General features: G+C 72.7%; 20 protein-coding genes. 6 read left to right on the top strand and 14 right to left on the bottom strand.

Annotation, left to right across the window (positions count from 1 at the left end; translation table 11 throughout):
• Window positions 1-649, bottom strand: a 649-nt coding sequence (locus SSNG_RS42465) for a hypothetical protein (protein WP_007267775.1), incomplete at its 3' end; no start/stop codon positions are given.
• A 143-nt stretch (window positions 650-792) separates the two neighbouring features.
• Complete coding sequence (locus tag SSNG_RS45415; protein ID WP_347232476.1) at window positions 793-1,845, bottom strand: hypothetical protein; 1,053 nt, start codon at window positions 1,843-1,845, stop codon at window positions 793-795.
• 166 nt (window positions 1,846-2,011) lie between these two features.
• On the opposite strand from SSNG_RS45415, the gene SSNG_RS45420 reads away from it, so the two are divergent.
• Window positions 2,012-2,353, top strand: coding sequence for a helix-turn-helix domain-containing protein (locus SSNG_RS45420; RefSeq protein WP_347232477.1), 342 nt, complete (start codon window positions 2,012-2,014; stop codon window positions 2,351-2,353).
• A gap of 83 nt (window positions 2,354-2,436) precedes the next feature.
• On the opposite strand, the gene SSNG_RS30395 is transcribed toward SSNG_RS45420, so the two are convergent.
• From SSNG_RS30395 to SSNG_RS30410, 4 genes are all read right to left on the bottom strand, one after another.
• Complete coding sequence (locus SSNG_RS30395) at window positions 2,437-3,828, bottom strand: DUF1996 domain-containing protein (protein ID WP_007267777.1); 1,392 nt, start codon at window positions 3,826-3,828, stop codon at window positions 2,437-2,439.
• A 4-nt stretch (window positions 3,829-3,832) separates the two neighbouring features.
• Entirely contained in the window at window positions 3,833-4,552 is a 720-nt protein-coding gene (locus tag SSNG_RS30400; protein WP_241695152.1) for a DUF4142 domain-containing protein, read from the bottom strand.
• Between the two features lie 213 nt (window positions 4,553-4,765).
• Window positions 4,766-5,392, bottom strand: coding sequence for a hypothetical protein (locus SSNG_RS30405; protein ID WP_007267779.1), 627 nt, complete (start codon window positions 5,390-5,392; stop codon window positions 4,766-4,768).
• Between the two features lie 72 nt (window positions 5,393-5,464).
• Window positions 5,465-5,848 (bottom strand): hypothetical protein, encoded by a 384-nt coding sequence (locus tag SSNG_RS30410; RefSeq protein WP_042802332.1) that lies wholly within the window; start codon window positions 5,846-5,848, stop codon window positions 5,465-5,467.
• A gap of 10 nt (window positions 5,849-5,858) precedes the next feature.
• Between SSNG_RS30410 and SSNG_RS30415 the strand changes: the two genes are divergently transcribed.
• Window positions 5,859-8,597, top strand: coding sequence for a DUF6185 family protein (locus SSNG_RS30415; protein WP_277752169.1), 2,739 nt, complete (start codon window positions 5,859-5,861; stop codon window positions 8,595-8,597).
• A 10-nt stretch (window positions 8,598-8,607) separates the two neighbouring features.
• On the opposite strand, the gene SSNG_RS30420 is transcribed toward SSNG_RS30415, so the two are convergent.
• The 3 genes from SSNG_RS30420 to SSNG_RS30430 are packed head-to-tail and all read right to left on the bottom strand — an operon-like array spanning window position 8,608 to window position 14,615.
• On the bottom strand, window positions 8,608-10,323 hold the full coding sequence (locus tag SSNG_RS30420; protein WP_007267781.1) for a thiamine pyrophosphate-binding protein: 1,716 nt from the start codon (window positions 10,321-10,323) through the stop codon (window positions 8,608-8,610).
• 37 nt (window positions 10,324-10,360) lie between these two features.
• Window positions 10,361-11,740, bottom strand: a complete 1,380-nt coding sequence (locus SSNG_RS30425; protein WP_007267782.1) for a hypothetical protein — start codon at window positions 11,738-11,740, stop codon at window positions 10,361-10,363.
• Window positions 11,741-11,753: 13 nt separating this feature from the next.
• Window positions 11,754-14,615, bottom strand: a complete 2,862-nt coding sequence (locus SSNG_RS30430) for a peroxidase family protein (RefSeq protein ID WP_042802335.1) — start codon at window positions 14,613-14,615, stop codon at window positions 11,754-11,756.
• Between the two features lie 237 nt (window positions 14,616-14,852).
• Here SSNG_RS30430 and SSNG_RS30435 point away from each other — a divergent pair, with 237 nt between their 5' ends.
• The 3 genes from SSNG_RS30435 (at window position 14,853) to SSNG_RS30445 (ending at window position 18,925) form a co-directional block, all read left to right on the top strand.
• Window positions 14,853-16,016 carry a PP2C family protein-serine/threonine phosphatase gene (locus tag SSNG_RS30435; RefSeq protein ID WP_042802336.1) on the top strand — a complete coding sequence of 388 codons (1,164 nt, stop codon included), beginning with the start codon at window positions 14,853-14,855 and terminating at the stop codon, window positions 16,014-16,016.
• Window positions 16,017-16,247: 231 nt separating this feature from the next.
• Window positions 16,248-17,081 (top strand): class II glutamine amidotransferase, encoded by an 834-nt coding sequence (locus tag SSNG_RS30440; RefSeq protein WP_007267785.1) that lies wholly within the window; start codon window positions 16,248-16,250, stop codon window positions 17,079-17,081.
• Window positions 17,081-18,925, top strand: coding sequence for a glycoside hydrolase family 15 protein (locus tag SSNG_RS30445; protein WP_007267786.1), 1,845 nt, complete (start codon window positions 17,081-17,083; stop codon window positions 18,923-18,925). Before SSNG_RS30440 ends, SSNG_RS30445 begins: the two co-directional genes overlap by 1 nt.
• A 90-nt stretch (window positions 18,926-19,015) precedes the next feature.
• Here the strand turns inward: SSNG_RS30445 and SSNG_RS30450 are convergent, their stop codons facing one another.
• The 5 genes from SSNG_RS30450 to SSNG_RS30470 are packed head-to-tail and all read right to left on the bottom strand — an operon-like array spanning window position 19,016 to window position 24,309.
• Window positions 19,016-19,828: a dipeptide/oligopeptide/nickel ABC transporter ATP-binding protein gene (locus tag SSNG_RS30450; protein ID WP_042802338.1), complete on the bottom strand. Its 813-nt coding sequence runs from the start codon at window positions 19,826-19,828 to the stop codon at window positions 19,016-19,018.
• Complete coding sequence (locus SSNG_RS30455; protein WP_042804377.1) at window positions 19,825-20,820, bottom strand: ABC transporter ATP-binding protein; 996 nt, start codon at window positions 20,818-20,820, stop codon at window positions 19,825-19,827. The genes SSNG_RS30450 and SSNG_RS30455 overlap by 4 nt, the downstream gene beginning before the upstream one ends.
• Before the next feature lie 5 nt (window positions 20,821-20,825).
• Window positions 20,826-21,725 carry an ABC transporter permease gene (locus SSNG_RS30460; protein WP_007267789.1) on the bottom strand — a complete coding sequence of 300 codons (900 nt, stop codon included), beginning with the start codon at window positions 21,723-21,725 and terminating at the stop codon, window positions 20,826-20,828.
• On the bottom strand, window positions 21,722-22,675 hold the full coding sequence (locus SSNG_RS30465; protein ID WP_007267790.1) for an ABC transporter permease: 954 nt from the start codon (window positions 22,673-22,675) through the stop codon (window positions 21,722-21,724). The genes SSNG_RS30460 and SSNG_RS30465 overlap by 4 nt, the downstream gene beginning before the upstream one ends.
• A complete protein-coding gene (locus SSNG_RS30470; RefSeq protein ID WP_042802341.1) occupies window positions 22,672-24,309 on the bottom strand; it encodes an ABC transporter substrate-binding protein in 1,638 nt (545 codons plus the stop codon). The genes SSNG_RS30465 and SSNG_RS30470 overlap by 4 nt, the downstream gene beginning before the upstream one ends.
• Window positions 24,310-24,439: 130 nt before the next feature.
• Between SSNG_RS30470 and SSNG_RS30475 the strand changes: the two genes are divergently transcribed.
• The coding region (locus SSNG_RS30475) for a LacI family DNA-binding transcriptional regulator (protein WP_129593400.1) at window positions 24,440-25,077 on the top strand (638 nt) is incomplete at its 3' end.

Below are 25,077 nucleotides of genomic sequence, written 5' to 3' on the forward strand. Positions count from 1 at the left end.
CGGCACGGCCGGCCTTCAGACCGTGCAGCAGCGACGCACCCCACGCCGGGTACGCGCCGATGTGCAGGGCCCGCCACCACAGGGAGCGGCTCTTGGTGGCGAACACACTACGCAGGGCTCCGGAGGCCGCCACGGCCACGAAGAGATATCCGGCCAGGGTGCCCAGGCCGATGACGACGGGTCGGTCCGTGTCCGCGAACGGCACCGCGGCGGCTGCGGCGTCGGCCTGCTTCCCGGCCACCTTGACCCAGATGTGCAGGCCGAGGAAGCCCAGTCCCGCCACGGCGAGCCCCCGGTGCACGCCCTGGGCCAGCAGCCGGTGGCCCGACCCGAGCAGCACCCGGTCGGTTGCCACCAGCCCCCACAGGACGGTGGAGGTCAGGCAGACGAGCGAGAGCACGCCCGCGCCGAAGTCGAGGAACTCCCACAGGCGGGTCAGGGCGCCCGCGCGGGCCGCCACGAGGAGCGAGACGAGCGCGGCGCCGGCGGCGCACAGCGCACTGGGGCGCAGTCTGCCCGTCGAGGGCAGCAGTGAGGGCCGCCGGACGGCCCGCCGCCCGGCGGCCGGGGCCGCGGCGGCCTCGGCCGCGTGGCGACTCCTGCGTCGTGCCCTGTGGGAGCGGGGTATGTGCGGCTGGGGCAGGGGCATGCGGTTCTCCTGAGCACCCGGGCTCCGAGCGGTCCACCTCGCGCTCGGCACCCGGGGGTTGGGGGACGGTGGCGGCCGGCAGCGCTGCGAATTCCCGCGCCGGCCGAGGCTCTCGGGGGCCGGAGTGCAGCAGCATCGTGGAGCTACGCAGCATCTCCACAGGATTTATCGAAACGTGATAATTTCTCGCACCGCGTCCACAGCGCATCGAACAACCCCGGAAGATTCCCCTCCAGTGGAGGTTGCGACAGGCCACCGCCTCGTCGGCCATCCATACGTCCCCGGCGGCAAAAACAAGGCAAATCCGTGGGACCGAAAGTGGCCGGAACCCTCCAGAAGGGGACGCGGTGGCTGCAACTCTCTTGGCAGACAGGGATGTTGGCGCAACCGGCAACCCTGGCGGGCCTGTCACCCCTGCACCGGACAGGCCTCACCCCGGCAAGAACGAGGAAACGATGTGCGAACTTCTGAACCGCATCTGGTCCCGCCCCCGCGGAGAGTGGACCCGCGTCCTGCGCAGGGAACTCCCCGCGCTCGCCGCGGAGATAGTGGAGGAGCTTCTGCATGGAATTCCGGAATTTTCCGCCCTTGTCGATGACAACGATGCCATCGATGACGATCTGCTCAGGCTGAGGGTGGAAGAGGCCCTTCTCTCCGCCCTCGGCTACCACGACGAAGGCGACCGCGACCCGCGGTGCGCGGACCCCGGACCGGACCCCCGACCGGACCCCGGACCGGACCGCGCGCAGGACCCGGACCCGGAGCCCGACGACCGCCACGACGGCCGCGTCGAGGAACCGCGCGGCGCCGCGGGGGAGTACGGACGCGAACCCGCGCGCGAGCACGAGCGCACCGACGCCGGGCAGCACGCCCCGGGCCACCAGCTCCGGCAGGTGCCCGCCGCCCCGCCGGACCGGGCCAGGCAGGACCTCTTCAGGGCGCTCACCGACGACCGGACCGCCTGCGACGGCTCCCTGGCCGAACTCGCCGAGGCCGCCCGCTGGCCCCTCCCGCCCGCCGTACGGGCCGTCGCACTCGCCACCCCCGGCGAGACGCAGCAGCTGGCGGCCGTCCTCGACGACGCCCTCGCCGGCATGTTCGCCGGCCGGCCCTGCCTGCTGCTCCCCAGCCCCGACCCCGACGCCCGCGCCGCCCTCGAAGTCCCCCTCCGCGGCCGGTTCGCGGCCGTCGGCCACGCCGTCGCCCCCCGCGACACGGCCTCCTCGCTGCGCTGGGCGCTGCGCCTGCTGACCCTGACCCCCCACCGCGCGGCCTGGACACCCGGGCCGTCTTCGTCGACGACCACCTCTCGACGCTCCTGCTGCTCAGGACGAACCCCTTCGCCACGCCCTGGCAGCCCGCTTGCTCAAGCCCCTCGCCGACCTCACGCCCCGCCAGAGCGAACGGCTGGAGGTCACCCTGCTCGCCTGGCTGGAGGGCGGCGGCGCCCCGGAGGCGGCCAAGGCCCTGAGCGTGCACCCGCAGACCGTGCGCTACCGGATGCGCCAGCTGGAGAAGCTCTTCGGGCCCGGACTGCGCGACCCCCGGACCCGCTTCGAACTGGAGATGGCCCTGCGCAGCCGTCGGCTGATGGCCCAGGTCCGGCGCCAGAACTCGCGCAGCGGCCGCAGGAACGGACGGGTGGTCACCGCCGACTTCACCCCCCTGGTCGTCGGACGGATGGCCCGCGTCAACGGACTGTGAGCCGCGCGCTCCCCGTCCCGGCGGACACGCGAAGGGCGGTGGCCCGGAGCCCTCAGGCTCCGGGCCACCGCCCGTCCGTGCCGTCAGCGGCAGGTGCGCCCGCTGTTGATGCAGCCCACGGCCCTGGCCATCAGCCCGTTCGACATGACGTTGATGAAGTCCCCGTGGTCGGTCACCGGCTTGTGCAGCTGCTCGGGGAAGCTGTCCACCGCGATGCGCGACCCCGGCGCGACCCCGTACGTGATCCGCTGCACCAGCTGCGGAATGGCCGTGAAGCCCTTCTTGCAACGGCCGTTCCTGTCCGCGAAGTCCACGTGGGTGCGGTGGTTGGCGCTGTCGGTGTTGCGGCCGTCCCAGCAGCTCTGGAAGGTGAAGGTGCGCACCACGTCACTGCCCTTGGGGCACACCGGGTACTTGTCTTTCAGCTGGCGGTCCTCGAAGCCGGTGCAGCTCCAGGAGGCGTTGGCGTTGGCCGTGCCGTTGCTGAAGGCCTTGGCGTCACCCGTGATGATCCGCAGGAACCGGGGCATCGCCTTGACCTGGCTCACGGGACTGCCCTTGAAGCTGATCGTCACCTGCTTGGGCTTCAGGATCGTGCCCACGTTGGCGTCCTGGCCGCCGCCCGGGGCCTTGGCGTCCTTCTCCGCCCGGCCGTCGCGCAGCCGCAGCACCGGCCAGTAGTACGTGGACTGGTCGCCGTTGCCGCAGGTGGTCCCGGAGGCGGCGAGGCTGTCGTTGGTGGAGAAGGCGTCGGTGGTCTTGTTGCCCACGTAGTCGTGCATGTGGTGCGCGCCGTTGGAGACGCCCGGCGCGACGATGACGTTGTCGGGGTTGAAGTGGCCGTTCTCGTTGCGGCCGCACTCGGAGCTGAAGGAGCCCTTGGACGCGCCCCCCGAGGGCGCGGGGGTCCGTACGTTCGGCTTCACCTTGGTGATGTCGGCGAAGTCGCTCCTGGCCGGCCCGCTCTTCTGCCCGATGCTCCGGGCGGCGGCGTCCGGACCCGAGGCCGCGGCCGCCGCGGCGTCGGGCGCCGCCTCGTCCTGCGCCGCCGGTGCCTCCTTCATGTCGCACCCGCTGAGCTTGTCGAGCCCCTCCGGGCGCCCGGAGGAGCGGCCTATCGCGTCGGACACCCGGCTGATCGTCGTCGCGCGCTGGTCCCGCAGCCGGCCGAGGAGGGCGTCCTTCTGGGACTTGCCCTGCACCTGCCCGGAGGCGAGCTGCCGGTAGGCGTCGGCGACCTGGACGTCCAGCTGGGCGAGGTTCTCGTCGACCTCGCCCCTCGCCTGGTCGGGGACCGAGGTCAGCCGGTCGCCCACGTCCGGGCAGTCGATGGTGGCCGTCACCTGTCCCGTACGGCCGTCCTGGCCGGCACTCGCGTTGCCGGCGACGACGGCGACCCCGCCACCGCCCAGCACCAGGGCGGAGACCACCGCGAGGAGCTTGAACCGGGGGCGCCTGTGGCCCTTGTGACTCATGCGATCACTTCACTTCGTATCGTCGGTCGGACATCTGAGGGGGCGCGGCCCCCTGGTGGTGGACCGGGGACGGGGAGGCGGGCGCCGGGCTCGCGTCGGAGACGGAGTCGAAGTCGACCAGCCCGCTCTCCTCCAGGACCGTGATGTGGTCCAGCACGGTGGCGTTGGCCGAGGTGGCCAGGGACCGCACCATCGAGTTGCGGGTCTGCGCCCGGATCTGCGCCAGCAGCGCGAACACCTTGCCGTGCGCGCGCCGCAGCAGCTGGATGAACAGCCGCTCGTACTCGGCGTTGGAGGCGTTCGTCAGCTGGTTCAGCCACTCCTGCTGCTGGGCGCTCGGCTTGTCGGGCAGGTCCATGCCGAGGGCCTGGCCGACCTGGAGCACCTGCCGGTCCAGCTCGGTGTGCCCCTCCACCAGGTGCATTCCGGCGGTGCGCACCGAGGGCCGGGTCCCGCGCTGCTGCGCCTGCCGTCCCGCGGGCAACTCCCACAGCCCGGCGAGCCGTACCTTGCGGACGAAGTCCCGGTCGGCGGCGGACAGCGGGCCGTACGCCGTGCTCATGGTCCCGGCGCCGTCGTCCTCGGTGCCCGGCTTCGCGGCCGTGCCCGCCGCGGCGGCCGAGGCCCGGTCGCCGAACTTCGACACGGGGATCAGCAGCGCGATGAGCGTGACGGCCAGGGCGGTGATGACGAGACCGCTCCCGATCGTGTATCTCGTGGCCACCGACAAGCCGCTGACGGATCGCCGTCGCAGTGACAGCACAGTGCCTCCTCGCTCCGTGGGCCGGCAGGAGGAGCGGGGCGGCAGCGGCGGCAGGCGCCCTGCGGTGCGCACCCGAACTCCTGGGGTGCCACGGGACGCTAGTGCCCTGGCCGGGGCCGCCGCGGAAGGACCATCACCATCGGACAAACATCCGGGCAGGCCCTCGGCGGGCTGCTATCTTGCCGCGGGCTGCCGGTCGGGCGTGGTGTACGCGAAGTTCAGCGCGACCCGCCGCAGCCCGGCCCGGCGCAGCGCGGTCACCTGGTGGTCGGTGGTGTGGGCGCGCAGCAGGTACGCGTCCCCGGGCCGGTGGTGGGCCCGGTGCGCGACCTCGTCCGCCTCCGCCGGCAGGCCCGTGCCCCGGGGCGCGTACTGTAGCAGCCCGCCGTCGCGGGCCGAGCCGGGCGCCTCGGAGAAGACCACCAGGGCCAGCGGGTGGCCGTGGGTGTGCTCGCCGTGGGCGTCGTCGTGCCGGTGCAGGATGTCGATCACGTGGCGTTCCAGCGGATCCGCCACGGGCACCGCGTCCAGCTGGGAGATCCCGCGCACCAGCTCGATCAGCGCGGGGTCGTGGTAAACGCGCGGGATCAGCTCCGACTCCTCGGCGATCAGGTGCCCGCCGAGGGTGGTCATGGGGCGCGGCGCCCCCCGCTCCTGGTGTTGTGCCATCGATTCGAGGCGCCGGATCTCGCGCCGCAGCGGCACGAGCCGGTCGGGCGGGACGAGCCCGGGGAGCGGTACGTAGCCCTCGGCGGCGAAGCGCTCGCGCAGGCCGCGGCGGTCGGCAGGCAGAAGCAGCACGGACCGGTACTACCCCGTGGCGCCGAACGCCGACCGGACGGCCCGGCAAGGCCATCCGGTCGGCGGCATCGATTACCTGTGGTGGCCCTCACGGCCTGGGCACAGGTCGAGCGGGTCGCACAGCATGACGACCTGGTAGGGGCCCTGCGCGCAGTCCGTGCCGTGGGGTGCGAACCGCCACTGGGAGGGCTTGACGTGCCGGGTCCGGCCCGTCTTCTCCACATGGGCGTGCAGGGTGCGCGTCGCGGAGTCGTTCGTCTCCACCATGACCTCGTCCGCGGCGAGCGGGAAGTGGTCATGGAGCAGGCACAGGCCGAAGCGGTCCAGGTTCCCGTGCCTTTCGAGCACGTCGACCAGGTCCTGTACGAAAGCCGCGTCCGAGGGCCCCAGCCCTGCGGCCTCCTCGAAGCGGGGGAGCGGCTTCCTCGCGATGGTGGATTCCTTGGAATGGGTCATGACATGTCCCATGGGGTGTCGGCGGATCCCCGATGCCATCATCGAACGCCCGCCGGGCCTGTGCAATCCCGTGGACGGCGTCCGAGGGGGTGAGTGCCGGGTCCTGCGGCCGCGTGTCCGGGTATGGCCGGTCGTACCTCGTGTTAAGGCCTTGAGGACGGGGTGCTGGACGAGGCGGTGCGGATGGGGCGCGATCGTGAAAACCCGGTGGTGGTTGCTTCTTCTACTGTTGATTTCCGTGCTAGTTGGGTGGGGAGGAGCGGCGCGGGCGCGCGGAGCGGTCGCCGACCCCTGCGAAAGGGAGCGGCTGAAGGCCCGCAACGTGTCCGCCAGCGTCGACTTCGACTACCACGACCGCATCTACGCCCAGGTGACGTCGAACCTGACCGTCAGTGTCTCGGCGGACGAATGGCCCCCCGCGCTGTTCCTGGCGAGCAGTGAGGCGTCCGACGAATACCAGACGGTCATGCGCTGCCTGCTGCGCAGCGATGACGACGGACCACGGAATCGCGAATGGCGTTACCGTGAGCCGCGGGTGACGGTGCGGGGCGACGTGGTCACCGTGGATTACGAGGCGACTGCCTGGATCGAACAGAATCGAGGGTTCCGGCTCGGCCCCTGGATCATCGGCGTCGATCCGGCGGGTGAGGAATGGACCGTTCGCCTCGTGCCTCCCAAGGCCTTGGACAACGCCAAGTGGGGGCAGATCGAAGTCAAGTTGAACGGTCTCGAAGCCCACGACATCGCTCCCAAGGTGGCGTCCGCCGATTCGGCCCGCCTGGTGTGGTTCGATCCGAAACCCGTCAGGGTGCAGGTCTACGTGGATCCGCCCTGGCAGCGTTCCTTCAACGTGGGTGAGAGATGGTGGTCGCTGGGGTGGGCGGGCGTCGCCTCCTGGTGGGTGTTCACCTGGGCGTTGATCGTGCTGGCCGTCCACCATGCCGCGAGGGCGGAACCGTCCGTCGCGTCCGGACCGCAGGCACGGAGCGTCCTCGCGCGGGTGGTCCTGCTCTGGGTCGCACTGAGCGCGGCGGTGGCCGTGGCGCTGCATCTGGCGATGTCGTACCCGGCCGTGCTCGGTACGTCGTGGCGCTACGTGGTCACCGTCGCACTGGGTCTGGTCCTGGTGCTGGTGGCCCAGCCGTGGTGTCGCGTCGCGCCTTCTTCCGCCGCGCAGCAGCCCCGGGCCGACGGGAACCCCGGCGGCGATGGCGCCGAACGCCGTCAGGCCCGTGCCGTGACCGTCGCCGCGTCGATCGCGGTGCTGTTCTGCTTCCTTCTGGTCATGGCCCTGCGGCCGGCCAGGGCCACCACTCCTCACCTCGTCGGGTACGCGCTGCTGTCGCTGGCCACGCTGTGGCTGTGGTTCGCCGCGATGGCGGCATGGGCGTGGCGCTTCGCGCGGGAGGGGGAGCTGGTCCCGCGGTCCTGGAACGCCGCCTGGGTCAGGGCGCCGGTTCGCTGCACCGCGGTGGTGGGAAGCCTGCTGGCGGCGGCCGTGGTGGCCCTCTTCGCCTCCAGCTGGTGGACCCGCGAGCGCCAATGGCGGCGCGCCTACTGGCTCATCGATCCGTCCGGGACCGAACGCGCCGAACAGCGTCTCCGATTCATGCAGGAGTTCGCCTACGTCGGGCTCGCATGGGTCTACGCCTACGCCTGGCTGCTGGCGGGCATCGCGCTCGTCGCGCTGCTGCACCTGCGTGTCGAGGCCCGGCGGGCCCGGCCCGATGACGTGAACCAGGGGGTCTCGCTCGGGCCAGCCGGTGTCGATCTCTTCCTGACGGTCACGATCTTCGCCCTGGCGGTGGGGCTGAGGCAGGTCGAGTTCGCCGGCTCCAACGTGCTGTTCGGACTCTGGATCCTGATGATGATCGCGTCGCTACACGTCGTGGTGGCGGCAGGCCGGCGGGTTTCCGTGCTGGGGCGGACGGGCGAAGAGTTCTGCAGGCGCAGGCTGGGCACGAGGCGGCGCCGGAACCAGTTGCTCGTGAAGGCCCACGAATTCCGCAATCTGCACCACCAGATCTACTCCTTGGACCGCGGCCGTGGGGAAGGCGGTCTGAAGCGCGAGGAGTTGGAGGCGCGACTGGACGGGCTCCACCAATGGCTGTTCGCCGGTTGGGGCAAGGGCCGTCCGCCTGCCCAGATCTCGGTGCTGGACGCGGCTCTCAGCTGGGGACCCGGTCAGGACTGGTGGGACAACGCCCGGCACGCCGCGCGGCTGGCCTTCTGCTTCGGGCTCCCGGCCAGTGCCGCCCTAGTCTGGGTGGGCTATTTCGGGGACGCCCGGATCCGGATGGCGACGTTCCAGAGCCCCAACGGGCTGATGGAGATCGCGGCGAAGTTCGGCGCGTGGCAGGTCGCATGGGCTGGCGCGGGCCTCGTCCTGGGCGCCCTGTGGCGTCTACTGCCGGGCCGCCGCAGTCCGGTGCGCGCGCTGAGCCTGACCGCCGCGTACGCCATCCCCATCTGCGTCGGAGCGCTGATCGCCCAGATCACCGACACGGAACTCGGCTACGTGTTCCTGCACGTCGCGCTCATGCTCCTGGTCCTGACGCTCACCAGCATCTGGATGGACATGGAGACCTTCAGCGAGGAGAGGAGGTTCTGGCCCAGCCGGGTCGGCCTGCTGCTGTCGGTCTACCAGCTGCGCGGACTGTCCACGCAGGTCGCCTACCTCGCCGCCCAGCTGGCGATCGTCGTGGGCGTGTGGCGCAGCCTGGCCGGCAGCGACTCCCGGCCGAAGTAGGTCCGGCCCCTCAGTCCCACGCGTCCCGCAACCGCTCCTCCACCGTCTCCACCAGCCCCGCGATCACCCCGTCCGGCGACGGGCTGTAGTGCGGCACCGCCCACCGGGTGATCCGGGCGTCGATCAACGCGGGCCGGCCCGAGGCCAGGGCCGCGCGGAAGGCCTCCTCGAACTCGGACAGGGTCTCCACCCGGTAGCCCTCCGCCCCGCACGCGCGCGCGTACGCCGCGAAGTCCGGGTTGCGGAACTCGACCAGCGCCGACTCCCCGTACGTGACCAGCTGGAAGAGCTTGATCAGCTTGAACTGCCCGTCGTTGAAGACGACCCAGACGACCGGGATCTCGTTCTCCACGGCCGTCATCAGCTCGAAGCCGGACAGCGAGTAGCAGCCGTCGCCGCAGCCGACCACCACCGTCCGATCCGGATGGGCGACCTTCAGCCCGATGGCCCCGTTGACGTGCCCGGCCATCGGCCCGAAGGAGCCGGCCTTGCGGAAGTTCTGCCCCTCCTCCAGCTCCACGTAGTACCCCAGCCACGCCAGATGGGCCCCCGCGTCGGCGAGCAGCACCCCCCGCGGCGGCAGCATCCGGCCGATCGACTGCGCGAGCTGCCCCGGGTGGATCCCTCCCGTCAGGTGGGTGATGTGCCGGGCCTCGTAGTCCCGGCCCGCGACCTCCACCGGCGGGACCTCGCCCACCCTCCGCTCCAGCGCCTCGGTCAGCGCGGCGAGCGCCGGACGCGCGTCGGACAGCAGCGCGTGGTCGGGCGGGTAGGCCTTGTGGAACTCGCCCTCGGAGATGTTCACGTGGATGAGCACCTTGCCCTCGAAGAGGTCCGGGCGGTAGTTGAACGTCGCGTGCTGGTTGAGGGAGTTGCCGACGCACAGCACCACGTCCGCCTCGCGGAAGGCCTTCCACGCGCTGGAGTGGCCGCTGTCCGCGAAGACGCCGACCGACAGCGGATGCCCCTCGGAGACGATGCCCTTTCCGTCCAGGGTGGTGAGCAGCGGGATCCGGAAGCGTTCGATCAGCCGCTTGACCTCGGACCCCGCCCCGCTGCGCACCGCGCCGAAGCCGACGAGCGCGACGATCCGCCGGCCCCGCGCGAGGGCGTCCGCCAGTACGTCCGCGATCTCCTCGACCCGCGCCGGATCGGGCAGCACCGGCGCCACGTCGAGCCTGACCGGCCGGAAGCCGCGGACCTCGACGCCCCGGTGGGTGAGGTTCTCCGGCACGTGGATGTGCACCGGCCCGGGCCTGCCCTCGAAGGCGGTGTTCACCGCCTCCTCCAGGACGTCGCAGGTGTCGGCGGCATCGGTGAGCAGGAAGGACTTCTTGGTCGTCGCGGCGAACATGGCCTGCGAGTCGGGCGTCCGGTTCAGTCCCGAGGTCTCGTTGAGCGAGCCCCAACCGCGCCATTCCATCGACGCGTACCCCGAGACGGCGAGCACGGGATAGGAGTCCGACATGGCCACGGCCAGCCCCGAGAACAGGTTGAACGCGCCCGGACCGGCCGTCGCGAAGCAGAAGCCGAGCCGGTTCGTGTACATGGCGTAGCCGCAGGCCATGAACGACGCGGCCTGCTCGTGGCGCGTGATGACGGGCCGGATCAGCTTCGAGTGCTTCAGCGCCAGCATCAAGCCCGCCGCGTTCTCCCCGGCACCGCCGAACGCCGCCCGCACCCCGACGCCCTCCAGCCCCTTGACGATGGCCTCGTAGACCCTCATCGCCTCTCCCCGCTCTCTGCGCTCTCTGGGTGTTTCCCTACGCGTCCCAGTGCGCGGCGTGCCGGCGGTGCGCGTCGGTCAGGCCGCTGCGGAAGAACCGCTCGTAGTACTCGGACTCCACGTGGTGCGCCTGCAGCCAGACGCCGGGCACGTGGATCGCGTCGGTGTGCGCGGGGAACCGGCCGTGGGTCTCGTGGACGTACACGCAGATGTCCCGTGCGCAGTCGACGACCTGCCGGTCGTACTCGCTCGCCTCCGCGAGGTAGCGCCGCGCGTAGTCGTCCTTGTAGACGCGGTCGAAGAGCCCCTTGTCCGCGTAGATGCCGTCCTCGCCGAACTTGGACCGGACGACGGAGTCGACGGCTTCGCGCATCGACGGGTAGTGGGGCGGGCAGGCGGCCTTGATGAGGTGCTCGCCGCCGGACCGCAGCCCCACCGGGTGGGCGCGCAGGGCCGCGTACTTCGGCAGCGGCACCTGCCAGCGCAGGACGTCGAGGGGGCGGAACCTCGGGGTGACGAAGTCGAAGCCCAGCATCCGCCCGTAGGCGCGGGAGAACTTCGGGTCGCCGAGCATGATCTGCGGGCTGATCGTGGCGTGGATCCAGGCGCCGAGCCCCATCGCGTCCGCGACCAGCATCATGTTCTGCAGCAGCAGATCGGCCTCGATCTGGGTGCGCATCGGCCCCAGGGCGCCGAGGGGCATCTTGATGTCCGGGTTGAGGAAGCCGTTGTCGATCCACTTGCGGACCCCGGCCGGGCGGTAGAAGTTGCGGTCGTCGACGAGGGTGGGCCGGGCCCCGTCGGGCTGGGTGAGCAGGTACATCAGGGCGTTGACGTACTGGTGGGAGAGGTCGACCACCGGCAGGAACAGGGTGGTGCCCGGCAGGTTGGACAGGAACCGGTTGGAGTCGAGGTAGGCGGGGAAGTCGCGCATCCCCTCGGCGACGTCCAGCCGGTGGTCGAGCACCCGTACCTTGGCCGTGCGGGCCCGCTCGACCAGAGTGTCCGGGTCGAAGGGGGCCTCCGGGGCGGGCGGCAGTTTGCGCAGGTAGTACGTGCCGCTGTCGTTGATCATGAAGAAGTGGGTGGCCTGCGCGTTGTCGGGGCTGCCGGCGGTGCGCCCCGTCATGTTCAGGTTCGGCTTCGCCATGATCGGCTTGTGGTCGCGCGGGTCCTCGAACGGACGGTCGGGCATGGTGAGCCCCGAGGAGCCGGTGAGCGCGATCAGCACCGCCTCCTCCAGCTCGTCCAGCGGCCGCGGCCGGTGCGGGGAGCTATAGCTCATCGACCCGGCGGGCACGGAGGCGCCCCGGCTGACCCGGTGGGTGCGCCGGCCGAAGACCGTCTGCAGCAGCGGCCGGGCGAGCAGCTCCTCCAGGCCGGGGTGGCGGCGGCCGGTGCCTTCGGGTGCGGACATGGCCCCTCCCCGTTCAGCCGCGGCCGTCGTGGTTGCGGACCGGCTGGACCGGCCGCCAGGGCGCGAAGGCGCTCGCCCCGCGCGGCAGGACGCCCGCCAGTTCGGGGCAGTGCCGCAGGATGACGCTCGTCATGCCGTTGCGGGCGATCCAGTCCATGCCGAGCGGCGTGTAGATCTCGGGCCGGAAGTCGACGGTGAGGAAGCGGTCGCTCTGCAGCCGCCGGCTCGCCATCAGGATGAAGACGCGGAAGGCGGTGTCGCTGAAGCCGAACCCCGCGGGCGGGTTCTCCGCGAAGAGCCCCACCACCGTGTCGACGTCGTCCACCGACCGGTAGACGTCCCGCAGCCGCGCGACCGTCTCCGGATCTCCCGAGAGGTCCTCGAACCGGCGGATCCGCGGCTTGTGCAGCCCGGCCCGGAAGTCGTTGTAGCGGGGGACCCCGCGGCGCCGGGTGCGCACCAGGTCGACCACGGACAGGTCGATCACCTCCCCGTCGCGCTGGAACGCCTGCAGCGAGCGCGGGAAGTTGTGCAGGGTGATGGCTCCCGGGTTGGCGATGCCCAGCGAGTAGAGGGAGTCCACCAGCCCCGTCTTGCGCAGGAGCGGCTCCGCCGCGGCGCCCTGCAGGTCGGAGAAGCCGAGGGTGTCGAGCCGGCGGCCGAAGCGGTGGTCGACGAACTCGTAGTCGTCGGGGATCAGCGGGTGCATCCGGTAGACCGTGACGAACTCCTCCGTGAGGGCGTACGGGGCCCCGTGGTGCTCGGGCAGGGTCCTGGGGATGCCGTCCCTGGCGTTCGCCTCCAGCAGCCAGACGCCCAGCTGGTCGAGCCAGTTCTTCGGCGGCCCCTCCCAGTTCGTCCGCATCCCGATGTCGAGCGTCCTGGTGGCCAGGATCGCGGGGGTCCACTCCACGGTGTGGATCTTGGCGATGAGCGCGGAGACGACCAGCCGCGCCGTGTGGTAGATCCGCTCCTCGCCCAGGTGCGGGTACTCGCCGCGCAGGGCCGCGCACACCGCGTTGTGCTCGCGGGCGAAGAGGGTGTGCACGGCGCTCAGGCCGAGCCACCAGTTGTCGCTGAACCCGGTCACCGGCAGACCGTCCGCGCTCGTCGGCAGGTGCCCCTGCTCCAACCGCAAGCCGGCGCCGCCGTCCGGCTCCCGCAGCGACGTCGCGACGCCCTGGTCGCCGCCGTACACCTCCGAACCGTCCCACCAGTGCGACACCCCGCCGGCGAACCGGATCGGCGGCCGCCCGCTGTCCGCAGCGTCCAGCGGCTCGTCGTCACCGAAGCGCATCACCTTCTCGAGCGGCCCGCCCGGGGTGTTCCGCCAGTCCGTGCCGGGCGGCATCGGCACCTCGACGCTCCGGGTGCCCACCGGGAACCGCTTGTGGTTGACCCAGTCGTGCACCTGGAACTGGATCCACGCCGCCGCGATCACGTTCAGCGACGTGGCCGGGATGAAGGCCTCGCGCCGCAGCAGCTCCCGGCTGACGACCACCGGGTTCGGGGTGTCGAACCGCTCCGGCCGGTAGTCCGGCGGCATGGAACGCCCGAAAGTCGCGCCGACGGCACCCATCCGCGGCTCGGACAGGTCGTTGTGGCTGCCGTCGTAGCTGCGCCTGACCAGCAGCTCCTCGTCCACGGGCGGCTCCACCGGGCCCGCCTGGGGCGGCGCCTCGTGCAGCTCGGTGTCGATCAGGTTGTCCCGGCGCAGCGTCTGCCGGAACGCCATCAGGTTCAGCAGCGCGACCGGCGTGGGCAGCCGGTGCCACGGGACGAACCGGTTCACGGAGCGGAACGCGACCCGCAGCGGGGCGCCGAGCAGAGTGTTGCGGCGCGGCTCCACCGTCACGAAGCGGCGGCCCAGGCGGTGCGCGCTGCTCGCCTCGTACGCGAGCTTGCGGGCCCGGTTCAGGTTCCCCAGCGGACGGAAGCCCTCCGAGGTGTGCCAGGGGTTGAAGGCCAGCAGCTCGACCCGCGCCCCGGCGGCCCGCGCCCCCGCCGTGTGCAGGTCCTGGCGCGGAACCGTCAGCGTGGCCACGGGCACCACGGGCGCGTCCCGCTCGCTCCACTCGGCCGAGCCGTCCTCGATCGGGGTGCGCCGCGGGTCCACGTAGCGCTGCACGCACAGCTCGAAGACGACGTCCCCCGCACCCAGCCTCCGCGCCAGCTCGTCCCGCAGGCCGTCGGGATCGGCCGGCGGCCCCGCCGGGGCCGGGGCGGTGCCCGGAGCGGGCCGCAGCTGGTAGCGCACCGGCCCCGCCTCGCCCCACAGGATCGCGCCCCGGCTCCAGTACGTCTCCAGCGCCAGACTGGACACGGTGCGCCTGGTCCCCGCCATCACGTTGCGCCGCATCCGGGCCGCCGTGGACCAGCCGACCGCCAGGGGCAGCCGCACGAACAGGGCGAACCCCTGCGCGAGCCGCGACTCGGCGCCCGCCATCGCCTTGGCGAAGGCCACGAACTCGCGCGCGTCACGGGCGTGCGAGACCGGGAAGCTGGTCATCAGCAGGTCGTGGGTCTCCTCGGGCCCCACCTCGACGCGCAGCGCCGCCCCGCGCAGATCGGGCGCGGAGTCGGGCCGCCGGACCCCGCTGGCGTTGGACAGCCGGACCGTCACCGGGTACTCGGCGCCGGGCCGGGCGAACCCGGTCCGCAGCGCCTCGGGCAGGTCGTCGCGGAACCGCAGCCGCCCGTTCTCCACGCCGAGCACCGCCTTGGCGTGGAAGGTCCGCTCCGGGGCGGCCGCGCCGCTGCGCCGCTTCGCCTTGAGCTGGACGCGCAGCAGCTCCTTCGCCAGCCGCTCGAAGGCCAGCCGCTCGGTCTGCGGGCTGCCGCCGACGTATCGCTCGTACCGCTCGACCTCGTCCATGCGCGCCTCTTCACGAAGGGGGTGGGGGGCTTCCGGGGGCTTCCCCGCACTTCCCCCGACGTTTCCCCACGCGCGCGGCCGTGTCGTGCCGAGCGGGGCAGACGGGTTCCCGGCGTGGCCCCTTCGGGTGGCCGCGCCCGCCCCCGCGCCCCCGCCGCCGCGCCCCCGCGCCCCCGCCTCCGTGCGCCCGGGCGCACGGAGTGGCGTCCGCACGTCCGGCAGGGGCAGGCTGGACTCATGAGAGCGCCCTTGCGCTCGCCCCCGGGACCGGGAGCCGGCGGTCACCACCAGGTCCTCTTCCTCCTCGCGGAGTGCGTGCCCTTCGCGATCGCCCTGCTGGTGCTCCTGCTGGAGCTCACGCCCGCGCACGTCGTCTACACCGGGCCGCTGCTGGTCGCCACGCCCGCCCTGGCGGCGGTGACGACCGGCCCCAGGGGCACGCTCGCGGCGGCGGCCCTGGCCGTCGTCGTCAGCGTGGTCACCGCCACCCACAACCACGCCTGGGGCGGCCAACAGGTCTACACCAACTTCCTTGCCCTGTCCCTGGTCACGGCGGCGAGCTTCACGACGAGCCGAGCCGCCCGCACGCGCCGGGAGAGCCAGCTCAACCAGGTCCGCCGGATCGCCGCGGCCGCCCAGGAAGTGCTGCTGCGGCCCGTGCCCGACCGGCTGGGCCCCGTACGCGCGGCCAGCATGTACCTGGCCGCCGAGACCGGCGCGCAGATCGGCGGCGACCTGTACGACGCCGTCCAGACCCGGTACGGGGTCCGGATGATCGTCGGGGACGTCCGGGGCAAGGGGCTGCCCGCCGTACGGGCCGCGGCGGTGGTCCTGGGCGCCTTCCGGGAGTCCGTGCACTACGAGGACGACCTGGCCGAGGTCGTCAACCACTGCGCGGAGGCCCTCCGCAGGGACGCCGCCCTGGCGAGCACCAGCGCCCACGCCGAGACGGATCCGGCCGACGGCGCGGACGCCCTCCTGGAGGGGTTCGTCACCGCCCTCGTCGCCCAGGTCCCCGACGGCCCGCACGTCGAGGTCGTCAACCGCGGCCACCCCCCGCCGCTGCTCCTCCACGCCGGCGAGGTCCGGCCCCTGACGCCCGGCACGCCCCAGCCGCCGCTGGGCCTGGAGGAGTTCATCACCGGGCCCCCGCCGGGCACGGAGACCTACCCCTTCACCCCGGGGGACCGCCTCCTGCTGCACACCGACGGCGTCATCGAGGCCCGCGACCGCGACAGGGCCTTCTTCGACCTGGCCGGAGCCGTGTCCACCCTGCGAGACCGCTCCCGCCAGGGCTTCCTGGAGGGCCTGCGCCAGGCCCTCCTGCGGCACACGCACGGCCGCCTGGGCGACGACGTGGCCCTCGTCGTGGTGGACCGGCAGGACACCGCGGGGCGGTGAGCGCTTGGCCGTTGATCCCGCGGGCCCCCGGCCCCGTCCCGCCCCGTGTGGCGGGCTCCCGGGAGCGAGCCGAGAATTGGACTGCTGGGCCGGGCCGTACGGTGCCGCCCGCGGGATCCGGGGTGATCCCTGCCCGGGCGCGGCAGTTGTAGCGGAGGGGTGGCGACGCTCCGGGCGCGACGGGGAGCGCGGTGCGGTTCTGGCGGGGAGCAAGGACCCAGGTGATCGCAGATGTGCCGATGGCTCGCCTACTCGGGGACGCCCGTGCTGCTCGACACCATCCTCTACAAGCCCGCCCACTCCCTGATCGACCAGAGCCTGCACTCCAAGCTCGGCGTCGAGACCACCAACGGGGACGGGTTCGGGGTCGGCTGGTACTCGGACGGCAATGTCACGCCCGCGCTGCTCAGGGATGTGGGGCCGGCCTGGAACAACCGGAATCTGCGGGAGATCGCCGATCATGTCCGCGCGCCCCTGTTCTTCGCCCACATCCGCGCGTCGACCGGTACCGCGGTGCAGCAGTCGAACTGCCACCCGTTCCGGCACGGGCGCTGGATGTTCATGCACAACGGCGCGATCTCCGGCTTCCACCTGATGCGGCGCGACCTCACCATGCTCGTCGACCCCGCCCTGTACGCCGACATCGAAGGGACGACCGACTCGGAGGTGATGTTCTACCTGGCCCTCACCTTCGGCCTCGACCAGGACCCGCCGGCCGCCGTGGCCCGGATGGCGGGAGTGGTGGAGCGCGCCGGGCACGACCACGGAGTGGAGTTCCCGCTCCAGATGACGCTCGCCGTCACCGACGGCGCGTGCGTCTGGGCCTTCCGTTACTCCAGTGGACACGCGTCGCGGTCGCTGTTCTACAGCAGCCGGGTGGACACCCTGCGCAGGCTGCACCCCGACGTCGCGTTCCTGCGGGAGATCTCCGAGGAGACCCGCCTCATCGTGTCCGAACCCCTCGGTGACCTGCCCGGCGCGTGGCACGAGGTGCCGGAGAGCACCTACGGCATCGTCCGGCCCGGCGCCGACGCGATGCACCCCTTCGCCCCCGCGCCCGCGTGATGCACCGCTACCCGCCCATCGCCGAACACGGTCTGATCGGGGACCTCCAGACCTGTGCCCTCGTCTCGTCCGAGGGGGTGCTCAACTGGTTCTGCTCACCGCGCTTCGACTCGCCGAGCGTCTTCGCGAGCCTGCTCGACCACGACCGCGGCGGCTACTTCGCCATCACGACCGACGCCGCCCGCGACGCCGACGTCGTCACCCGCCAGCTGTACATGGCCGACACCGCTGTCCTCATCACCCGCTCCCTCACCCCCGAAGGCGTCGGCGAGGTCGTCGACTTCATGCCCGTCCACCAGCCGCACACCGCGACCGACCGGCACCAGGTGGTGCGCATCATGCGGGCGGTACGCGGGACCGTGCGCTTCGTGCTGGAGTGCCGCCCGCGCTTCGACTACGGCCGGGCGCCCCACGCGCTCACCCGCGACGACGGCGCCACCGCCCGCTTCGACGGGCCCGGAGTCACCGCCCACCTGCAGGCGTTGGGCCCCGTGGCCCTGGAGGCCGACGGGACGGCGGACGTGCGGGCGACGGTGACCCTGTCCGAGGGCGAACGCGCGGCCGTCCTGCTGACGGTCTGCGACGCGGGCGGCCCGCCCCCGCCACCGGTGAGCCCGGGTGACATGGTCAGGGCGTTCGACGCCGTACGCGACTTCTGGCACCGCTGGATCGGACGCTGCTCGTACCGCGGCAGGTGGCAGCAGATGGTCAACCGCTCCGCGATCACCCTCAAGCTGATGACGTACGCCCCCACCGGGGCGCCGGTCGCCGCCGCCACCATGGGGCTGCCCGAGCAGGAGGGCGGCGAGCGCAACTGGGACTACCGCTACACCTGGATCCGTGACGCCTCCCTCGCCGTGCGGGCCATGCGCGACCTCGGCTTCACCGAGGAGGCACACGCGTTCCGGACCTGGCTCATGCAGCGGGTGGCGGACGGCAGGGCTCCCAACGGCGAGCCCCTGCAGATCATGTACCGGGTCGACGGGGACCCCCGCCTGACCGAAGAGGTGCTCGACCACCTGGAGGGCTGGCGGGGCTCCGCTCCCGTGCGCGCGGGCAACGGCGCCGCGGACCAGTTGCAGATGGACATCTACGGGGAGGCCGTCCACGGACTCTCCCAGGCCGGTGCGGCCGGTGACCTGGTGGGCTACGACGACTGGCGGCGCTGCGCGGCCCTGCTCGACTGGCTGTGCGAGCACTGGGACCGCCCCGACGAGGGCATATGGGAGACCAGGGGCGGCCGGAAGGACTTCACCTACAGCCGCCTCATGTGCTGGGTCGCCCTCGACCGCGGCATCCGCCAGGCCACGGCCACCGCCCGGCCCGGGAACCTGCCCCGCTGGACGGCCGCACGGGACGCGATCCTCGAACAGGTCATGACCCTCGGCTGGAGCACGGAACGGCAGGCGTTCGTCCAGGCATACGACGGCGCCGTCCTGGACGCCTCGCTGCTGCTCATGCCGCTGGTCGGCTTCATCACCCCGAAGGACCCGCGCTGGCTCTCCACCCTGGACGCCATGGACCGGGAGCTCGTCTCCGACAGCCTCGTCCGCCGCTACGACCCGGCGGCCTCCCCGGACGGCCTCCGGGGCTCGGAGGGCACCTTCTCGCTGTGCACCTTCCTGTACGTCTACGCCCTCGCCCGGGCCGGGCGCCTCGACCAGGCGCGCTACGCCTTCGACAAGATGCTCACGTACGCCAACCACGTCGGGCTCTTCGCCGAAGAGGTCGGCCTCACCGGCGAGCAGCTCGGCAACTTCCCCCAGGCCTTCACCCACCTGGCGCTCATCACCGCGGCGCTCGCGCTCGACTCGGAGCTCGACCGGGCCGCGGGCGCCGCCTGAGTACCCGGCCACGTCACCGACGGCCCGGCCCGGCCCGCCCCGGCCCGGCCCGCCCCGGCCCCGGCCCGGCCCGACCCCGCCCCGCCCCGGTCAGTCGGGCCCCCGCCGCCCCGACACCGCCGCGCCCGGGTCCCAGCCGCGCCGGGGTACGGAGTCGAGCAGCAGCCGCGGGGACGGGAGCCGCTGGGTGCCCAGCACCTGGCCGGTCGGGCCCGATTCGACGACCCGCCCCGAGGTGAGCACCAGCACCTCGTCCGCGATGTGCCGGACCACCGCAAGATCGTGGGTGACGAAGAGGTAGCCGATCCCGGCCTCGCGGCGGATCGTGGAGAGCAGTTCGAGGATCTGCGCCTGCACGGAGACGTCGAGGGCCGCGACCGCCTCGTCCAGGACGAGGACCCCGGGCTCCACCGCGAGGGCGCGCGCGATGGCCACGCGCTGGCGCTGCCCGCCGGAGAGGCGGCGCGGAAGCGCCGAGGCCTCGCGTTCGCCGAGGCCGACCTGGTCCAGGAGCTCGGCGACCCGGGCCCGGCGGGCGGTGGCGTCCAGCCGGGTGTGGAGCCGCAGCACCTCGTCCACGCATCCGGCCGCCGTCACCCGCGGGTCCAGCGAGAGGTACGGGTCCTGGAAGACCATCTGCATCTCCCGGGCCCGGGCGAGCCGTTCGGCCCGGCTCCGGACCGGCGCCGAACGGTCCCGGCCGCCCAGGCGTACGGTGCCGGCGTCCGGGCGCTCCAGGCCGACGAGCATGCGCACCGTCGTGGTCTTGCCGCTGCCGGACTCCCCGACGACGGCGAGGGAGGCTCCCGGCGCCAGGGTGAACGACACGTCGTCGACGGCGGCGTGGTCCCCGTACCGCTTGCACAGCCCCTCGACGACGAGTGCGCGGGTCGTGGTGGTCACGGGGTGATCCCTTCGTCGGCGCGGTGGCACGCGGCGAGGCCGTCGCCGTACCGCGCGAGTGCGGGTGTCTCCTCGGTGCAGCGCGGCAGCGCGTGGACGCAGCGCGCGGCGAAGGCACAGCCAGGCGGCGCCTCGGCGAGGGAGACGGGGCGGCCGGGGATCGGCCGGGGGGCCGGTGAGCCCCGTTCGATGCGCGGGGTGCAGGCGAGCAGCCCCGCCGTGTACGGATGGCGCGGCCGTTCGAACAGCTCGTCCGTGCGCCGGGTTTCGACGATCCGGCCCGCGTACATCACGTACACGCGGTCGCAGACGGCGGAGGCGAGTTCGAGGTCGTGGGTGACGAAGAGCAGGCCCGTGCCGCGCTCGGCCCGCAGCCGTGTGAGGACCGCGATGACCTCCGCCTGGGTCGTGACGTCCAGGGCCGTGGTCGGCTCGTCGGCCACGAGGAGGGCGGGTTCGGCCGCGAGCGCCGCGGCGATGACCACCCGCTGGAGCATGCCGCCGGAGAACTCGTGCGGACGGCGGCGCAGGGCGCCCCGCGGATCGCGGATGCCGACCGCGTGGAGGAGCTCCACGGCGCGGGCGGTGGCCGCGGCGGCGGGCGTTCCGGCCGCGCGCAGTCCCTCGGTGAGGAAATCGCCGATGCGGCGCAGCGGGTTGACGGAGGACCGCGGGTCCTGGAAGACCATCGCGACCTGCCGGGCCCGCAGTGCGGTCCGTTCGGCGCGGTTCATGGTGAGCACGTCCCGGCCGGCGACCCGGACGTGCCCGCTGGTACGGGCGCCCGCGGGCAGCAGCCCGAGGACGCTGCGGCAGGCCACCGACTTGCCGGAGCCGGATTCGCCGACGAGGCCGACCGTTTCGCCGGGCAGCACCCGCAGGCTGACCCCGTCCAGGATCGGCCGGGCCGCCCGGTCGTCCGCCAGGCGGACGCCGAGCCCGTCGATCTCCAGGACGGGCGGCCCGTCGGCCGGTGGATTCCTGTCGGTCATGCCGTTCACCGTTCCCGCCTCGCGATCCGGTCGGCGAGCCCCTCGCCGACGATGCCGAACGCCACCACCGCGAGCACGATGCACGCCGAGGGGGCCAGGGCGGGCAGCATCGCCCCTTGCTGCACGGCCGACTGGCCCTCGTTGATCATGGCTCCCCAGTCGGCGGTCGGCGGCTGCACGCCGAAGCCGAGGAAGGAGAGCGCCGCCAGGTCCATCAGCGCGTACCCGAAGTTCATCGCGGACTGGGCGAAGACGGTCGGGGCGATGTTCGGCAGCAGGTGCCGCCGGCAGACGTTCCAGCCGGACCAGCCCTGCACCCGGTAGGCCTCGATGTACGGGCGGGCCTTCTCCTGGCGCGCGATCCCGCGCACCAGCCGTCCCACGTACGGGGTGTAGGCCACCGCCATGGCGATCACGGGGGCGGTCATGCCGGAGCCGACGACGGACACGAGCAGGATCGCGAGCAGCAGCCCGGGGATCGCGAAGACCATGTCCATCGAGCGGGACAGGACCGAGTCCGCCCAGCCGCCGCGCCAGGCCGCCACGACGCCGAGCAGGGTGCCGAGGAGGGTGGAGACCCCGACGACGAGCAGCGGTCCGAGCAGGCCGGTGCGGGCGCCGTGGAGCAGCCGGGACAGGACGTCCCGCCCGGACTGGTCGGTGCCGAGCAGGTGGTCGCCGGTGGTGCCGGCGAGCGGCGAGGCGAGGTCGAGCACCTCGGGGTCGTACGGGGCCAGGACGGGGGCGAGGAGCGCGATCAGCACGAGGGCTGCGAGCACCGCCACCGAGGCCGTGAACAGCGGGCCCTGGCCGAGCCGGCGCAGGAGGCGCAGGCCGGGCCGGCGGCGCGGCGGCGCGGGAGCCGCGCCGGCCGGGGAGCCCGGGGAGGGCGTGGTGAGGGTCATGAGGAGCCTTCCCCGTGGAGGGACAGCCGGGAGTCGATGAGCGGGGCGAGCAGGTCCACGGCGAGGTTCACCAGGACGAAGGCCGCCACGCTGAGCAGTGTGATCGCCTGGACGACGGCGAAGTCCTTCGCGGTCACCGACTGCACGAGCAGGGAGCCGAGCCCGGGTACGTCGAAGGCGGTCTCGACGATCGAGGTGCTGATGAGCAGTCCGGCGAGCATCGTGCCGCCGACGGTGACGACCGGGCCCAGGGCGCCCCGCAGCACGTGCTTGCGGACCACGGTCCGCGGTGCGACACCGCGGGCGTGCGCCACTTCGACGTGCTCCCGACCGAGCTCGTCGAGCATCGCCGAACGGGTCACCCGGGCGAGCATGCCCGCGAAGGTCAGCGCCAGGGCGAAGGCCGGCAGCGTCAGGTGGTACAGCCGGTCCGAGAAGCCCGCGGGGGTGCCGCCCGGCCCCGGGAACCAGCCCAGCTGGACGGAGAAGAGCGACACGAGCGCGATGGCGGTGACGAACGAGGGGGTCGCCGTGGCGACGCCGGTGCCGATGAGCACCGCGCGGTCCGGCAGGCCGGGCCGCAGCGCCGCGAGGATGCCGCCCGACACACCGAGGACGGCGACCAGCAGGGCCGCGTACCCGACGAGCAGGGCGGTGCCGGGCAGCCGCGCGCCGATGAGCGCCGTGACGTCCTGGTGGAACTGCGCGGAGCGGCCGAAGTCGCCGCGCAGGACACCGCCGAGCCACTTCGCGTACTGCACGGGCAGCGGGTCGTCCAGGTGGTACTGGGAGCGCAGGGCCGACACGGCCTCGGGGGTCGCGGGGCGGCCGTGGAGCAGGAACGACACCGGGTCGCCGGGGGCCAGGTGGATGGAGCCGAAGACCACGAGGGAGGTCACGAACAGCACCGTCACCAGGCCGAGGAGCCGTCCGACGAGGTAGCGGGTCATCGCTTCGCGGCCCCGATCGTCGCGGCCCACGGGTAGTACAGCTGCGAGATCCCGGTCGGCGCGCCGGTCACCCGGTCGCCGAGGAAGACCGAGTAGGGCGCCTCGTACACGGGGATGGCCGGCAGTTCGCGCAGCGCGATCCGCTGGAGTTCGGCGGTCAGCTCGGCCCGTTGGGCCGGGTCGGGCTGGGCGTTGGCCTTGTCGAAGGCGGCGTCGTACTCGGGGTTCGACCAGCTGCCGTAGTTCCCGAAGTCCCCGGTGCGCAGGTACTGGTAGAACTCCAGCGGGTCGGGGGTGTTGTCGTATCCGTTGGTGATGACCAGGTCGAGGCCGGCGCGCGCGCCCGGGTCGACGAAGATGCTGCTGTACGCCTCCGGGGCGACGGACTTGAGCTGGACGTCGAGGCCGATCTGGCGGCCGGCGGCCTGGACGGCGTTGGCGACGACACTGATCTCGGGCGAGAGCGTGCTGGTGGCCAGGACGACGGTGCGGCCGGTCGCCCCCGCCTCCCGGACGAGCTCCTTCGCGGCCTTGACGTCGAACGGCGGCTCGGGCAGGGAGTCGAAGAGCGAGGCGGTCTTCTCCGGGGCCAGCGACCAGGCGCCGCGCGCGGCGGGAGCCTTGGCGGGGTGGCCGACGCCGCCGGCCGCCGCCTTGACGATGTTCTTCCGGTCGAGCGCCATCGAGAGGGCCTTGCGGACCTTGAGGTCGCCGAGCGTGCCGTGGAAGTCGAGGACGGCCAGGTTCGCCGCGGCGGTGTTGGGGCCGAAGAGGACCGATCCCCTGCCGCTGCTCCGCAGCTGCGCCATGGAGGAGGAGGGCACCATGTACCCGCCGTCGGCCGTCCCCGACAGGAAGGCGTTGGCCCGGGCGGCGGCGTCCTCGATGAACGTGAACTTCACGCCGGCGGACCTGGGGGTCAGTGACCGGTCCCAGTAGTCGGCGCTCTTCTTGAGGGTGATGCTCTCCCCCTGGGCCCACTGGTCGAGGGCGAACGGGCCGGTGCAGTTGACCGTGCCCTTCGGGGTGCCGTAGTCCTTGCCGGCCTTGGCCAGGGTGGCGGCGCTCTCCACGGTGCCGGGGGAGGCCGCCATGAGTTCGTTCAGGAGCACGTCCGGCCGGGAGAGCCGGATCGTGACCTCCAGGGGGCCGGTCTTCTCGACGGCGGTGACGTTCTTGAACGCCGAGGCCCACGGGGATCCGGTCTCCGGGTCCCGGTGGCGGTCCAGGGAGGCGACCACGTCGTCGGCGGTCATCGTGGTCCCGTCGTGGAACTTCACCCCGGGCCGCAGGGTGTAGACCAGGGTCAGCGGGTCGGGCTGCGCGTACTTGACGGCGAGACCGGGCTCGATCTTCATGTCGGGCGTGACCCGCAGGAGCTGCTCGCAGACGTTGGCGAGCACCGAGTTCGGCGGGTAGTCGTACGCGAGGGCGTAGTCGAGCGTGTAGGGCTCGGCGTACAGGGACCAGGTGAAGGAGTCCAGGCCGCCCTGCGCGGGGGGCGAGGTCGCGGTGACCTGGTAGCCGCCGACGCCGTCGGCGGGACGGGGGGCGGAGGCGCCCGAGCAGGCGCTGCTGGTGGCCGCGAGCGCGGCGGTACAGGCGAGAAGCGTGGCGATCCTGGGCGTGCGCATGCAGACCCACCCCTTTACGGGTGTAGTGACGGGCGCTGGGGATGGAGCGAGTATTGATGCGGGAACGTTCCCGCACAAGACTTTGCGGGAACGGTTTTGCAGAGGTCGCGGGGGTGGCAGCATCGTCCCCATGAGCGATGTTCCAGGGCACGGCGGAGCCGCCCCGCAGCCCGCCCCGCGCGTCCGGCTCGTCGACGTGGCCCGCGAGGCGGGGCTGTCCAAGACGACCGTCTCGGCGGCCCTCAACGGCACCGGACGGCTCTCTCCCGAGGTGCGGGAGAAGGCGCGCGAGACCGCACGCGTCATGGGCTACCGGCCCAACGCCACCGCGCGCCAGCTGCGCACGGGACGGGCCCGGCTGATCGGGTACATGGTCGGAGACTTCGCCGACACCCCCTGGTCCTTCCTGGAATCGCCGTACTTCGCCAGGCTCACCGGCGCCACCGCCGCGACCGCGCTGCACCGCGGCTACGCCGTGGTGCTGCTGCCGGCCGGCTCCCTGCAGGCAGAGTGGGCCGGCCTGCCGCTGGACGCGGTGGTCGTCGCCGACCCCGTCCCCGCCGACCGGGTCGTCGACGACCTGCTCGCCGCCCGCATCCCGGTCTTCAGCGACCGCTCCGTCGAGGGGCGGCCGGGTGCGTACTGGGTGGACGTCGAAGCCGGACCCGCCGTGTACGGGACCCTGGACCACCTGCGGGAACAGGGGGCCCGGCGGCCCGCGATGGTGCTGCCCGACAGCACCACCCGGTTCCACCGGGAGGTGCTCGC

This window comes from Streptomyces sp. C, from assembly GCF_000158895.1.
In the GTDB taxonomy this organism is placed as follows: Bacteria; Actinomycetota; Actinomycetes; order Streptomycetales; family Streptomycetaceae; genus Streptomyces; species Streptomyces racemochromogenes.

Coding starts and splice junctions, on each gene's coding strand:
- SSNG_RS30395 (WP_007267777.1), bottom strand. CDS start 3,828: ATGAGTCACAAGGGCCACAGGCGCCCCCGGTTCAAGCTCCTCGCGGTG.
- SSNG_RS30410 (WP_042802332.1), bottom strand. CDS start 5,848: ATGACCCATTCCAAGGAATCCACCATCGCGAGGAAGCCGCTCCCCCGC.
- SSNG_RS30415 (WP_277752169.1), top strand. CDS start 5,859: ATGGGGTGTCGGCGGATCCCCGATGCCATCATCGAACGCCCGCCGGGC.
- SSNG_RS30420 (WP_007267781.1), bottom strand. CDS start 10,323: ATGAGGGTCTACGAGGCCATCGTCAAGGGGCTGGAGGGCGTCGGGGTG.
- SSNG_RS30425 (WP_007267782.1), bottom strand. CDS start 11,740: ATGTCCGCACCCGAAGGCACCGGCCGCCGCCACCCCGGCCTGGAGGAG.
- SSNG_RS30430 (WP_042802335.1), bottom strand. CDS start 14,615: ATGGACGAGGTCGAGCGGTACGAGCGATACGTCGGCGGCAGCCCGCAG.
- SSNG_RS30435 (WP_042802336.1), top strand. CDS start 14,853: ATGAGAGCGCCCTTGCGCTCGCCCCCGGGACCGGGAGCCGGCGGTCAC.
- SSNG_RS30440 (WP_007267785.1), top strand. CDS start 16,248: ATGTGCCGATGGCTCGCCTACTCGGGGACGCCCGTGCTGCTCGACACC.
- SSNG_RS30445 (WP_007267786.1), top strand. CDS start 17,081: ATGCACCGCTACCCGCCCATCGCCGAACACGGTCTGATCGGGGACCTC.
- SSNG_RS30455 (WP_042804377.1), bottom strand. CDS start 20,820: ATGACCGACAGGAATCCACCGGCCGACGGGCCGCCCGTCCTGGAGATC.
- SSNG_RS30460 (WP_007267789.1), bottom strand. CDS start 21,725: ATGACCCTCACCACGCCCTCCCCGGGCTCCCCGGCCGGCGCGGCTCCC.
- SSNG_RS30465 (WP_007267790.1), bottom strand. CDS start 22,675: ATGACCCGCTACCTCGTCGGACGGCTCCTCGGCCTGGTGACGGTGCTG.
- SSNG_RS30470 (WP_042802341.1), bottom strand. CDS start 24,309: ATGCGCACGCCCAGGATCGCCACGCTTCTCGCCTGTACCGCCGCGCTC.